Here is a 12,587-nt window from a genome sequence, read left to right on the forward strand (position 1 = left end):
TCTCTAGGAGGTACCCGTGGTCACGGTCGATGTGAAGCTTCACCAGGACAGAGCGGAGCATGACCTGCCGCAGCCGCGTCTGGTCATCGGCGGCAAGGACGTCACCGACACCAGCGGCGGACTCTACGAGCACCGCAACCCGGCGACCGGTCTGATCCAGGCGCACATCCCGCTCGCCGGGCCCACCGAGGTGGACCAGGCCGTGGCCGCCGCCCGTCAGGCCTTCGAGGTGTGGGGCACCATGCGCCCCGCCGAGCGCCGTCGGCTGCTCACCCGCTTCGCCGGGCTGCTGCGCGACCACATCCCCGACTTCGCGGCGATCTGCCCGCTGGAGAACGGGGTGTGCATCGGCGGCTGGGCGGAGAACGTCGGACCGCACGTCGCCGAGTGGACCGAGTACTACGCCGGCTGGGCCGACAAGATCGAAGGCATGGTCGGCGCGGCCTACAGCCCGCACGAGAACGTCGAGTACACCATCGCCGAGCCGTACGGCGTCATCGGCCACATCATCACCTGGAACTCGCCCGCGCTGTCGCTGGCGATGAAGGTCCCGCCGTCGCTCGCCGCCGGCAACACCGTGGTCATCAAACCGGCCGAGTCCACGCCGTTCTCCGCGCTGCTCTTCGCCGACCTGGCCCGCGAGGCCGGCATCCCCGAGGGCGTCGTCAACGTCGTCACCGGGCTCGGCGACGCGGGATCGGCCCTGGTGACCCACCCCGGCGTCGACAAGATCTCCTTCACCGGCGGCCCCGCCACCGCGCGCCGCATCATGGCGGACGCGGCCCTGAGCCTCAAGCCGGTCGTCTTCGAGCTCGGCGGCAAGTCCGCCAACCTGCTCTTCGCCGACACCGACCTCGACACCGTCGTCCCGTACTGCGCCGCCTTCGCCATGAGCAACACCGGCCAGGGCTGCGCACTGCCCACCCGGCTCCTGGTGGAACGCTCGATCTACGACGAGGTCATCGCCCGGGTCACCGGGGTGATCGCCCACCTGCCGGTCGGCGACCCGCTCGACCCGACGACGTACATCGGCCCCCTCATCAACGAAGCCGCGCGCGACCGCGTCCAGGGCATGGTCGCCAAGGCGATCGAGGACGGTGCCGGCCGGCTCGTGTACGGCGGCGAACGCATCGACTCGGACGGCTACTTCGTCTCTCCGACGGTGTTCGCGGACGTCGACAACCGCAGCGACCTCGCTCAGCAGGAGGTCTTCGGCCCGGTCCTGGCCATCACCCCGTTCGACACCGAGGACGAGGCCGTCGCCCTGGCCAACGACAGCGAGTACGGCCTGTCCGCCTACATCCAGTCCCGTGACATCACCCGCGTCAACCGCCTGATACCGCGCCTGAAGGCCGGGACGGTCTACGTCAACCCCGGTCCGAATCCGATCACTTCGCCCGCCACACCCTTCGGCGGCGTCGGCATGAGCGGGTTCGGGCGGGAAGGCGGCAAGGCCGGTCTGGACGAGTTCATCAACGTGAAGGGCGTCGGCATCGGCCGCGTCTGACCGACCATGGGGAGCAACGACGTGAATCCCGCCCGCCGCCTGACGTTCGGCGACATCATCCGTGAGCACCGAAGGTCCTTCCCCGACAGGGTCGCCCTCGTCGACGGCGACGTCCGGCTGACCTGGCCCCAGTTGGACGAGCGCACCAACCGACTCGCGGGCGCCCTCAGGGACGCGGGCGTCGGCTCCGGCGACCGCATCCTGTGGCTCGGCCAGAACTCCTTCCGGATCTGGGAGCTGCTCGGCGCCGCCGCCAAGGTCGGCGCCATGGTCTGCCCCGGCTACTGGCGCTGGGCCGCCCCCGAGATGGCCTTCGCCGTCGAGGACTTCGACCCCAAGGTCGTCGTCTGGCAGGACGAGGAGATCGGCGACACGGTCGCCAAGGCGCGGGCCGAACTCGGCAGCGACCACCGGGCGTTGTGGCTGCAGCACGACTCCGAAGGCGCCGACTCCTACGAGTCCTTCCTGGCCTCCGGCTCGCCCGAGGACCCCGTCGCCGAGGTCGACCCGGACGCCGCCCTGCTGGTCATCTACACCGCGGCGATCTCCGGTCGGCAGTCCGGCTCGATGCTCTCGCACCGCAACCTGCTCGCCATGGGCGCGAGCGCCGCCTGGATGGGGGACATCGGCACGGAGACCGCCTTCCTCGGCGCCGGGCCCATGTTCCATATCGGCAACTACCAGTTCTGGGGCGTCCCGGCCTTCGTGCACGGCGGCAAGAACGTGGTCGTCCGCCGCGTGGTCGCCGAGGAACTGCTCCCGCTGCTGGCGGGCGAGAAGTGCACGCACGCCTACCTGATGCCCCCGACCATCGCGCAGCTCGTCGCGCTGAACCGCGAGGCCGGCCACGACCTCTCCCACCTGCGCGCGAGCGTCGCCGCACAGCTGTGGCAGGGCACCGTCCCCACCGACGAGAGCCGCTTCACCCGCAACGGCGGCGGTATGGGCCGCGGTTACGGGCAGACCGAGGTGACCGGCTTCGCCGTGACCGGCGCCTACGGCGACGCGGGCACCGGCAACGCGGGCCGCCCCGGCCCCTTCACCGCCGTACGCATCCTGGACGGCACCGGCACAGAGTGCGCGGTCGGCGAGGCCGGCGAGATCTGCGTCCGCGGCGACCTCGTGCACCTCGGCTACTGGAACCGGCCCGAGATCAACAAGGAGCGCTTCCGCTTCGGCTGGTGGCACACCACCGACCTCGGCCGGCGCGAACCGGACGGCACGATCAGCTTCCTCGGCACGACGACGCGCATGCTCAAGTCGGCCGCCGAGAACATCTTCCCGGCCGAGGTGGAGAACTGCATCGAGTCCCACCCCGCGGTAAAGGAAGCGGCCGTGATCGGCGTGCCCAACGAGCGCTGGGCGCAGGACGTCAAGGCCGTCGTGGTGCTCCAGCCGGGCGCCGAGCCGGTCACGGCGGAGGACGTCATCGAGCACTGCCGGGCGCGGATCGCCTCGTACAAGAAGCCGAAGACGGTGGAGTTCGTCGAGGCACTGCCGCGCACCAAGGACTACACCAAGGACTACGAGGTGCTCGACGAGCGCTTCGGCGGGGGCGGCTACCCCGGCGGCGAACAGCTCGGCGCGGGGCGGTGACCCGGTGAACCCCCGCCAACCCGTCGTCGTCGGCGTGCACGCCACCGAACAGGCGCTGAAGCTGCCCGACCGCGACGCCATGGACCTCGCCCTCGAAGCGGTGCGCGGCGCGATCGCGGACGCCGGGCTCACCCCGGCCGAGGTCGACGGCGCCCAGGTCGACTGGCCCGGCCCGGGTGGCGTACCCGGCGAGGGCAGTTCCTGGGCGCGGATGCTCGGCCGGGACCTGCGCTGGACCAGCGACTCGATGCTCGACAACGCCGGCTCGCGGGGCCTGCTGAAGGCGGCCGCCGCCATCAGCGCCGGATACGCGGACACCGTCGTCGTCGGCGGCTGCAAGCTGGTCTCGCGCGGAGCCGGTCCCGTCGGAGCAGGTGTGCCCCTGGAGTTCGCCGACGTGTGGGGCAGTTATGTCGTCGCCCAGTTCGCGCTGGTGGCGGCTCGGCACATGCACGAGTACGGCACGACCTCCCGGCAACTTGCGGAGGTCGCCGCCACGATCCGCAACAACGGCACCACCAACCCGGAGGCGATGATGTACGGCCGCGGCCCGTACACCGCCGACGACGTCCTCGCCTCCCGGATGGTGGCCACGCCCTTCCACCTGCTGGACTGCTGCATCGTCGGCGAAGGCGGCGCCGCACTGGTGGTCACCACCGCCGAACGGGCCCGCGACCTGCCGAACCCGCCCGTCGCCGTCCTCGGCGGCGGCATGGAGTACCACCAGGCCGCATACGCCAACCCGGCCCTGCACCGGGAAGTCGGTCAGCTCGGCCGGGACGCCGCCACCCGCGCCTACGCCATGGCGGGCGTCGGCCCGCACGACGTGGACGTCTTCTCCCTCTACGACCCCAACTCCTTCGAGGTCATCCGGCAGTTGGAGGCACTCGGCCTGTGCGGCGAGGGCGAGGGCGGACCCCTGGCGGCCAGCGGTGCCATCGCCGTGGGCGGCAAGCATCCCGTCAATCCCGACGGGGGCTGTCTGTCGTACGCCTGGAACGGGACACAGCAGATGACGCTCAAAGTCGTCGAGGCCGTACGGCAGTTGCGCGGCACCGCCGTGCACCAGGTCGAGGGCGCCGAGCTCGCGGTCGTCGGGAACGCCGGATCCGGCGCACAGCACTACGAGATGAGCCTGCTGGGGAGAGCGCGATGAGCCGGCCCGTACCCGTCCCCACCGAACTGTCCGAACCGTTCTGGGACGCGGCCCGACGCGGCGAACTGGTCGTCCCCTACTGCCCGAGTTGCGACCTGCGCTTCTTCGTCCCCGAGCCCGCCTGCCCCGGTTGCATGGCGCCCAACTGGCACTACGTGCCGAGCGCGGGCCGGGGGACCGTCTACTCGGTGACCGTGGTCCACCGCGCCCCCGGGCCCGGCTTCGACACGCCCTTCGCGCTCGCCGTGATCGACCTCGACGACGGCGGCACCCTGCTCTCCCACGTGGACGCCGGCGATCCGGACGCCGTGGCCATCGGCATGCGCGTCCGCGTCGACTTCCGGCTCTTCACGGACGAGATCACGCTGCCGTACTTCGTGCCGGAGCGTTGACCGAAGCGGTTGACTCACTCTTGTGAAAACTTAGTGAGCTAAGTGTATTTAGATAGCGGTATCCGGCGATAGCATGGCGCGTCATCGTGCGGGCCCATCCGAGCGGCCTGTCACTTGGAGCATCGCTGGGGACCTCAGTGGCAGTGCACGCGCGTGCGTCGAAGAGACAAGACCCAAGGGGCAGCGGAGCCCGGCGACAGCCCTCACTCCGCACGGTCCTGCTCATCCTGGCTCTGGTGCCCAGCGTGACCCTCGTGGCCCTGTGGCTGGCGAGTTCCGCGCAGCTCTACACGGACTGGCAGAGGCAGAAGGACCGCAACGCGGCCTCCAACGCGGCGGCACGTCCGATCATGGCGGCCTTCTTCGACCTCCAGGAGGAACGCCGGCTCAGCGGCGCGGAGTTGGCCGATCCCGAGGGCTACCAGAAGGCGTTGCGCGCGCAGCGCATCCGCACCGACGCCGACGTCACGACCGTCCAGGAACTGCCCGACAGCGACTGGAGCGCCCCGGACGACATCCGCGCCAACGTCGTCCAGGTGGGCAGGAACCTGCGGAAACTGTCCGACTACCGGGCGGCGGTGGACCAGCGGACCGCCTCGCAGCAGCAGACGTTCGACCGCTATACGGCTCTCATCTCCGGCCAGTTGAACGTGTTCACCACCCTGAGCCACGTGGGTCTGCCCAACATCGACTACCTCGCCCGACCGGCCATCGACTCGGTCTGGGGCATGGAGATGATCTCCCGGGAGAACGCGCTCTTCACCCGCGGCTCGGTGACCGGACGGCTCAGCGGCACCGAACGCGGGCAGCTCGCCGGATGGATCGGCTCCCAGCACTTCCTCTACGACAACAAGGTCGTGCCCCTGGTCCCGGACGACCAGGCCGCGCTCTACCGGAAGTTGATGGCGGGCGGCGCGTGGAAGCAGAAGGCGACAGCCGAGCAGAAAGTCCTGTCCGGCACCGGCACCGGCACGGACAACGGCTCCGGGACCGACGCGGACAAGTTCTCCAAGGGACTCGGCACGACGTGGAGCGACAGCGTCGGGCCGGTCACCGCCCAGCTCCAACAGCTCAACTCCACCTACTCCGTAACCCTGACGGCGGCCACTGAGAAGGAACTGGACGCGATGGTGCGGCGGCTGATCGTCACCAGCGTGATGGGCGCGGTGGCGGTGCTCGTGGTCGTCCTGATCAGCGCGCTCCTCACCCGGACGCTGCGCCGCCGGATCGCCGCGCTGCGCGTCGCCGCCCTGGACCTGCAGACCCGCATGCCGGCCGTGGTGGAACGCCTGCGCAGCGGGGACGTCGTCGACCTGGACGCCGAACTCCCCGCCATCCAGCACGGCGACGACGAACTGGGCCAACTGGGGCAGGCGCTGAACCTCGCCCGCCACAGCGCCCTGGACACGACGATGGCCCAGGTCTCGCAGTTCCGCGGCTTCGAGAAGCTCCTCCAGCGCATCGCCCGGCGTACTCAGCTGCTCATCGGCCTCCAGATGAAGAAGCTCAGCGAACTGGAGCGCCGGCACGAGGATCCCGAGGTACTTGAAGGCCTGTTCGACCTCGACCACCTGACCGCCAGGCTGCGGCGCTACGAGGAGAACCTGGTGATCCTCGGAGGCGGCCAGCCGCAGCGACGCTGGCGCAAGCCCGTCCTGCTGCTGGATGTGCTCCGCTCCGCGCAGAGCGAGGTGCAGGACTACCGCCGGATCCAGATCGACGTCGAGGACCGGGTGTGGCTGGCCGAGCGCGCGGTCGGCCTGGTGATCCACGTGCTGGCCGAACTCATGGAGAACGCGGTGGGCTTCTCGAGACCACCGACGCCCGTGGAGGTGTACGCCGCCCGGGTGGGACGCGGTCTCGCGGTGGAGATCGAGGACCGCGGCGTGGGCATGGACCCCGAGCAGTACGACGAAGCCAACCGGCTGATGACCGAGCCGCCCCGCATGGACGTCATGTCCCGGGCGGACGACGTCAGGCTCGGCCTCTACGTCGTGGCCCGGCTGGCGCGTGCCCTCGACATCCAGGTGGAACTGCGGCCCTCCTCCTTCGGCGGCACCCGGGTCGTCGTCCTCATCCCCGACGAGCTCGTCGTCGAGGCCGCCGGACCGACCGGGCCGGTACCCGAAGCAGCCGACACCGCCTGGCCGCCGCCCCCCGAGGCGGCCGTAGCGGATGTCGCGGGCCCGCCCGAGCACAGGACGGCCCCGGACGCGGACACCCTGGTGACCGGCCGCGTCGGCCCGCCCACAGCCGCGGTCCCCTTGAGCGATGTGTGGACCCCGCCGCCGCGACCCCATCCGGTGCCGCAGACGGCCGGCGCCCCGCGCGGGAACGGCACCCTGCGCGTGGAGGTCGCGCCGGACGTGCAACCGCTGCCCAAACGGGTGCGCCTGGCCAGTCTCGCCGACGAACTGCGGGACCCGAACGCCGGCCTGGGCGCCCAGCCGACCGACGAGCAGTCACCGGCCCGGCGGCCCGCACCCACCCGCTCCGGCGCGACGATCGGCGCCTTCCAGCGCCAGTCCCGGATGGTCCGGCGTGACGTTCCCCCGACCGACCACGAACCCACCGACGTGCTGCCGCAGCGTAGACGCATCCCGACGGAAGACTGACCATGACAATGCGAACGACCGCCACCCATCCGGACCTCGACTGGCTGCTGGACGGCCTGGTCGAACAGGTTCCCGGTACGCACCACGCCATCGTGCTGTCCGACGACGGGCTGGTGGTCAGCCAGTCCCGCACCATCGCCCGCGGCGACGCCGAGCGCCTCGCCGCCATCGCCACCGGCCAGCAGTCCCTGGCCCGCGGGGTCGGCCAGCTGTTCGGCGGCGGTTCGGTGCACCAGGTGATCGTCGAGCTGGCCGACCTGTGGCTGTTCATCTCCGCAGCGGGCCGTGGCACTCATCTGGCCGTCGTGGCGTCCCAGGAAGTGGACGCCGAGTTGATGGCCGTGGCCATGCACACGCTGATGCAGCAGGTGGGCCAGCGCATGAGCACCGAGACGCGCTTCGGGGCGCCCGCCGACGAGCGCGGTGTGCGTGAGTGAGCCACTGGATGGACGGCCTGGAAGCAGGGGACGCAGAGGAGCTGTCGGTCAGGCCTTACACGATCACCCAGGGCCGGACGGCACCCGCGCGCGACGACCTCACCCTGATCACGCTCGTGACGACCGTCGAACCGGCATCGGGCCGGGCCGGTCTGCGAGGACTGCAGCCCGAGCACCGCTCGATCCTCCAGCAGTGCCGCACACCCGCAGCGGTGGCGGAGATCGCCGCGGAACTGAACCTGCCCGTGGCGGTGACGAAGATCCTGATCGACGACCTGGTGGCGCTGGGCAGGGCGACAACCCGGCCGCCGGTCGCCGTAGCGGTAGGGAACACAATGGACATGACACTTCTTCGGGCGGTGAGGGATGGCCTTCGTAGACTCTGACCCCGCGGGCCGGGCCTATGACGGCTCGGCTCCCGCGGCGGTCAAGATCCTGGTGGCCGGTGGTTTCGGTGTCGGCAAGACGACCCTGGTCGGGGCGGTGAGCGAGGTGGCGCCGCTGCGCACCGAGGAGTATCTGACCGTCGCGAGTGTGGGCGTCGACGACGTCGAGGGCGTCGAGCGGAAGTCCACCACCACGGTGGCCATGGACTTCGGCCGCATCATGATCAACCCGCAGCTGGTGGTCTACCTGTTCGGGACGCCCGGCCAGGAGCGCTTCTGGTTCATGTGGAACGACCTCGTGCACGGCGCGCTCGGTGCGGTGGTCATCGCCGACACCCGGCGGCTGGAGTCCAGTTTCGCGTCCATCGACTTCTTCGAGAGCCGTGGCATTCCCTTCGTGATCGGGGTCAACTGCTTCCACGGCCACCAGGAACGCAGCGAGCGGGAGATCCGCGAAGCGCTCGACCTCGACCCGGAAGTCCCCTTGGTGATGGGGGACATGCGGCAGCGGGCGGTCGGCCGCGACCTGCTGCTCGCGCTGGCCGAACATCTCATTTCCGCGAACTCGATAACCTAGTTGAATCAGTTATCTAGTAGAGTGAACCGTCTACCCGGTGCTCGGGCTGTGTCCCGCACCTGTGGGTCGGACGGAGGTGGGCCCGGTGACGAGTACGACGGGGCGGCAGGGCGGTGGCGGTGAGGGCGTGAACGGTGTCAAGGTCCGCGTCCCCAAGATGGCCGAGCTGGTGGCGGCACAGCTGCGCCGCAAGATCGTGCGCGGAGAGCTGGCCGAGGGCGAGGCGCTGCCGGCCGAGTCGGCGCTGATGGCGGAGTTCGCCGTCTCCCGGCCGACGCTGCGTGAGGCGTTCCGGGTGCTGGAGTCGGAGTCGCTGATCAGCGTGCGCCGGGGCGCCCGGGGCGGGGCGCGGGTGCAGACCCCGGAAGGCACGGTCGCGGCCCGGTACGCCGGGGTGGTCCTCGAATACCGGGGCACGACCCTCAAGGACGTCTACGACGCCCGTACGGTCATCGAGGCACCGTGCGCCGGGCTGCTGGCCGAGGGGCGCACGGACGAGGACCTGGTGCGGCTGCGGGCCGCCGTCGCCGAGGCGGAGCGGCTCATGGACGACCCCTCGGCCTTCATCCGCGCCCACATGGAGTTCCACGCCCTGGTCGTCGAACTGGCCGGAAACGAGACGCTGAGCGTCCTCAACGGCATGGTCCGGCACATCATCGACCAGGCGAACTGGTCCCACGTCGACCTGGACGCGGGCAGCCCCGAGAACGTACGGGCCAACCGCCGGGGCTTCCGCGCGCACGGCGCGCTCGTCGAACTGGTGGCCGCGCGCCAGACCGAGGCCGCCGAGGAGCTGTGGCGCGTGCACCTGCAGGAGGCCGAGGACTACCTGCTGCAGAACAGGTCCATGACCACCGTCCTGGACCTGCTCGGCTGACGCGACGTCAATTGCTGTGCAGCTCCTCGACGATGGGTTCCCACACCGCGGCGTCGATCTCGTACGCGGTGTAGAAGGACACCCGGTCCACCAGCGCCCCGTACCGGCGCCGGATCTCGCCCGCGACCCGCTCCGGTTCCGCCACGACCGCGAAGGTGTGGAGCACCTCGTCGTCGACGAGGCGGCTCATCGCCTCCCACTTGTCCTCACGACGGGACGTCGACAACTTGTGCAACTCGTCGCCGAGTTCGCCCCAGCCGTGCAGCTCCAGCACCCCGCGGTAGGCGGGTGTGCTGCCGTAGAAGGCGATCTGGGCACGGGTGCCGTCGATCGCGCGGGTCATCTCCTCCTCCGTGCGGCCGGTCGCGGTCAGCAGCAGATGGGAGACGGCGAAGTCGGCCCGGGTACGGCCGGACGCGGCGAGCCCCGCCTCCACGGTCGGCAGGGTCACCTCCTTCAGATACCGCTCGGTGGTGAAGCCGTGCGCGAGGAGTCCGTCGGCGACCTCGCCCGCCACCCGGGTCATCGCCTGGCCGACCGCGGCCACGAACACCTTGGGCGCGCCGCCGGGAGCCGGCGGGGGAGAGAAGAAGGGTGACATCAGGGTGTGCGAGTAGAAGTCGCCGCGGAAGTCGAGCTTCTCGCCCTCGTTCCAGGCGGCCCAGATCGCGTGCAGCGCGCTCACGTACTCCCGCATGCGGGCCGCGGGCCGGCTCCACGGCATGTCGAAGCGCCGCTCGATGTGCGGCTTGATCTGGCTGCCGAGCCCGAGCGAGAACCGTCCGCCCGCGTAGGTCTGCAGGTCGTGCGCGGTGTACGCGAGCTGCATGGGGGAGCGGGCGAAGGCCACCGCGATGGCCGTCCCCACCTCGAGGCGGTCGGTGTGCTCGGCCGCCAGCACCAGCGGCAGGAAGGGGTCGTGCTTGGACTCCGACGCCCACAGGCCGTCGTAGCCGGCCTTCTCGTGGTGCCGGGCCTCCTCCACGACCTCCGTGGTGCTCCACACGTTGAGCTTGCCGTCGACCTTCATGCCGCTCCCTTGTCCTTTTCCATGCCGATGTCCATGCCACTGTCCATGCCGATGCGCCGTGCGAGCAGCTCCCGGTGGTACGCCGGATCCCCGAACAGCAGCTGTGACGTCTTGGCCCGCTTCAGATAGAGGTGGGCCGGGTGCTCCCAGGTGAAGCCGATGCCGCCGTGCACCTGGATGTTCTCCTGTGTCGCCTGGACACACGCGTCGGAACAGAACGCCTTCGCCAGACTCGCCACGGCGGGCAGTTCCGGGTCGGCGCTCTCGGAGTTCTCCGCGGCGAGCAGGGCGTAGTGAGCGGCGGCGCGCGCCGACTCCACCTCGAGGAGGACGTCGGCGAGCAGATGCTTGACGGCCTGGAAGGAGCCGATGGGCCGCCCGAACTGGTGGCGCACCTTGGCGTACTCCACCGCCATGTCGAGCGCGCGGGAGGCCACCCCGACCTGCTCGGCCGCCAGCGCCACGGCGGCCCGGTCGAGCACCTCCGAGACAAGGCCCCAGCCGTCGCCGTGCGTACGCAGCCGGGTCGCCGGGACGTCGTGGTAGTCGAGGCGGGCCTGGCGGCGGGTCGGGTCCATCGTGGGCAGCGGTTCACGGGTCAGGCCGGTCGCGTCGCCGTCCACCCAGAAGACTCCTATGCCGTCACCGGTGCGGGCGACGGTGAGGACGACATCGGCGGTGGCGCCGTCGAGGACGAACATCTTGTGCCCGCTGAGCAGCCAACTCCCGTCGCTTTCGCGGGCGGTGAGCTGCACACCTGCCGCGTCCCAGCGGGCGGAGTCCTCGGTCAGGGCGAGTGTCCCGACGAGTTCACCGGAGGCCAGGCCCGGCAGCAGGCGCTTGCGGGCGTCCTCGTCGGCGCAGCGCAGCAGCGTGGTCGTCGCCAGCACGGCCGAGGACAGGAACGGCGCACACAGCAGCGCACGGCCCATCTCCTCCATCACCACGCCCACTTCGACCGGCCCGCACCCGGCACCGCCGTACTCCTCGGGGACCGCCAGGCCCTGCAGCCCGAGCTCCGTCCCCATCCGGTGCCACAGCACCCGGTCGAAGCCCTCGGGCGTCTCCATCAGGCGCCGCGTCTCGGTCTCGGGCGAGGTGTGGGCCAGGAACGCCCTTACAGTGCGCCCCAGTTGCTCCTGCTCCTCGCTGAACGCGAAGTCCATGGCTCAGCCCTCCCCGGCGGTCCGGCGACGGTCGCGGGACGCGATGATCTTCTCGACGACGGCGATGTGGTCCGGCGAGTACATGGTCTCCTGCTCGGCGAGCAGCGCGGGTTCGAGCACGGTGGCGAGCGCCTGCTCCAGGTGCAGGTTCACCGCGCGCTTGGTCTCGCGCAGCGCCTGCGCGGGCAGCGCGGCCAGCCGTCCGGCGAGGTCCATGGCCTCATCCAGGAGCTTGTCCTTCGGTACGGCCCGGTTGGCGATGCCCAGCCGGACAGCGTCCTCGGCGCTCACCCGGTCGCCGAGGAACAGCAGTTCCTTCGCGCGGGTGAGGCCGACGAGCAGAGGGAGGACGAGTGCGCCGCCGTCGCCGGCGACGAGTCCCACCTGGACGTGCGGGTCCGCGATATAGGCGTCGTCGGCCATCAGGACCAGGTCACTCAGCAACACCAGGCTGCATCCGAGCCCCACCGCGGGCCCGTTGACGGCCGCGATCACCGGCAGCGGGCAGCGGACCATGCCGGTGATGATCCGCCGGGCCTCGTCGACGTTCTGCTCCCGGAAGGCGCGGTCGCGCTGGACCCGGGTCATGATGTCGAAGTTGCCCCCGGCGCTGAACGCCCGGCCGCGCCCGGTGAGGACGACCACCCGAGCCTCGGGGTCGTCGGCGAGTGAGTCCCACAACGCCGCGAGACCCGCGTGCAGCTCCTCGCTCATCGCGTTGAGCTGGTCTGGCCGGTTCAGCTCGATCAGCCGGACCGGCCCGACGGCCGTCACCAAGAGGTCCGTCATCTCCACCGCCATCAGTCATCATCGAACGAGTCAGTAGAGTTGAATGCTATAACTAATTA

Annotated in this window: 12 protein-coding genes; 9 read left to right on the top strand and 3 right to left on the bottom strand. The window is 70.5% G+C overall.

Going from position 1 to position 12,587, the window contains the following annotated elements; translation table 11 throughout:
- Positions 1-16 precede the first annotated feature (16 nt).
- The 9 genes from ACIBJB_RS12420 (at position 17) to ACIBJB_RS12460 (ending at position 9,543) form a co-directional block, all read left to right on the top strand.
- Positions 17-1,507 carry an aldehyde dehydrogenase family protein gene (locus ACIBJB_RS12420; protein WP_398929438.1) on the top strand — a complete coding sequence of 497 codons (1,491 nt, stop codon included), beginning with the start codon at positions 17-19 and terminating at the stop codon, positions 1,505-1,507.
- Positions 1,508-1,528: 21 nt separating this feature from the next.
- Complete coding sequence (locus ACIBJB_RS12425) at positions 1,529-3,103, top strand: AMP-binding protein (RefSeq protein WP_398929440.1); 1,575 nt, start codon at positions 1,529-1,531, stop codon at positions 3,101-3,103.
- 4 nt (positions 3,104-3,107) lie between these two features.
- Complete coding sequence (locus tag ACIBJB_RS12430; protein ID WP_398929442.1) at positions 3,108-4,259, top strand: thiolase family protein; 1,152 nt, start codon at positions 3,108-3,110, stop codon at positions 4,257-4,259.
- Entirely contained in the window at positions 4,256-4,651 is a 396-nt protein-coding gene (locus ACIBJB_RS12435; RefSeq protein WP_398929444.1) for a Zn-ribbon domain-containing OB-fold protein, read from the top strand. The genes ACIBJB_RS12430 and ACIBJB_RS12435 overlap by 4 nt, the downstream gene beginning before the upstream one ends.
- A gap of 236 nt (positions 4,652-4,887) precedes the next feature.
- Positions 4,888-7,266, top strand: coding sequence for a nitrate- and nitrite sensing domain-containing protein (locus tag ACIBJB_RS12440; RefSeq protein ID WP_398929446.1), 2,379 nt, complete (start codon positions 4,888-4,890; stop codon positions 7,264-7,266).
- An 8-nt stretch (positions 7,267-7,274) separates the two neighbouring features.
- Positions 7,275-7,703 (top strand): roadblock/LC7 domain-containing protein, encoded by a 429-nt coding sequence (locus tag ACIBJB_RS12445; protein WP_398929848.1) that lies wholly within the window; start codon positions 7,275-7,277, stop codon positions 7,701-7,703.
- 17 nt (positions 7,704-7,720) lie between these two features.
- Positions 7,721-8,089, top strand: a complete 369-nt coding sequence (locus tag ACIBJB_RS12450; protein WP_398929850.1) for a DUF742 domain-containing protein — start codon at positions 7,721-7,723, stop codon at positions 8,087-8,089.
- Positions 8,070-8,666: a GTP-binding protein gene (locus ACIBJB_RS12455; RefSeq protein ID WP_398929448.1), complete on the top strand. Its 597-nt coding sequence runs from the start codon at positions 8,070-8,072 to the stop codon at positions 8,664-8,666. Before ACIBJB_RS12450 ends, ACIBJB_RS12455 begins: the two co-directional genes overlap by 20 nt.
- 85 nt (positions 8,667-8,751) lie before the next feature.
- Positions 8,752-9,543, top strand: coding sequence for a FadR/GntR family transcriptional regulator (locus ACIBJB_RS12460; RefSeq protein WP_398929450.1), 792 nt, complete (start codon positions 8,752-8,754; stop codon positions 9,541-9,543).
- A 7-nt stretch (positions 9,544-9,550) separates the two neighbouring features.
- On the opposite strand, the gene ACIBJB_RS12465 is transcribed toward ACIBJB_RS12460, so the two are convergent.
- Genes ACIBJB_RS12465 through ACIBJB_RS12475 form a run of 3 tightly spaced genes read right to left on the bottom strand, consistent with a single transcriptional unit; the run spans position 9,551 to position 12,528 of the window.
- Positions 9,551-10,573, bottom strand: a complete 1,023-nt coding sequence (locus tag ACIBJB_RS12465) for a TIGR03617 family F420-dependent LLM class oxidoreductase (RefSeq protein WP_398929452.1) — start codon at positions 10,571-10,573, stop codon at positions 9,551-9,553.
- Positions 10,570-11,739: an acyl-CoA dehydrogenase family protein gene (locus ACIBJB_RS12470; RefSeq protein WP_398929454.1), complete on the bottom strand. Its 1,170-nt coding sequence runs from the start codon at positions 11,737-11,739 to the stop codon at positions 10,570-10,572. The genes ACIBJB_RS12465 and ACIBJB_RS12470 overlap by 4 nt, the downstream gene beginning before the upstream one ends.
- Before the next feature lie 3 nt (positions 11,740-11,742).
- Complete coding sequence (locus tag ACIBJB_RS12475; protein WP_398929456.1) at positions 11,743-12,528, bottom strand: enoyl-CoA hydratase/isomerase family protein; 786 nt, start codon at positions 12,526-12,528, stop codon at positions 11,743-11,745.
- Positions 12,529-12,587: the final 59 nt, after the last annotated feature.

The sequence above is a fragment of the Streptomyces sp. NPDC050759 genome (assembly GCF_044456945.1).
In the GTDB taxonomy this organism is placed as follows: Bacteria; Actinomycetota; Actinomycetes; order Streptomycetales; family Streptomycetaceae; genus Streptomyces.

Excerpts from the sequence above, each read along its gene's own strand:
- ACIBJB_RS12435 (WP_398929444.1), top strand. The coding sequence starts at position 4,256 with ATGAGCCGGCCCGTACCCGTCCCCACCGAACTGTCCGAACCGTTCTGG.
- ACIBJB_RS12445 (WP_398929848.1), top strand. The coding sequence starts at position 7,275 with ATGCGAACGACCGCCACCCATCCGGACCTCGACTGGCTGCTGGACGGC.
- ACIBJB_RS12455 (WP_398929448.1), top strand. The coding sequence starts at position 8,070 with ATGGCCTTCGTAGACTCTGACCCCGCGGGCCGGGCCTATGACGGCTCG.
- ACIBJB_RS12465 (WP_398929452.1), bottom strand. The coding sequence starts at position 10,573 with ATGAAGGTCGACGGCAAGCTCAACGTGTGGAGCACCACGGAGGTCGTG.
- ACIBJB_RS12470 (WP_398929454.1), bottom strand. The coding sequence starts at position 11,739 with ATGGACTTCGCGTTCAGCGAGGAGCAGGAGCAACTGGGGCGCACTGTA.
- ACIBJB_RS12475 (WP_398929456.1), bottom strand. The coding sequence starts at position 12,528 with ATGACGGACCTCTTGGTGACGGCCGTCGGGCCGGTCCGGCTGATCGAG.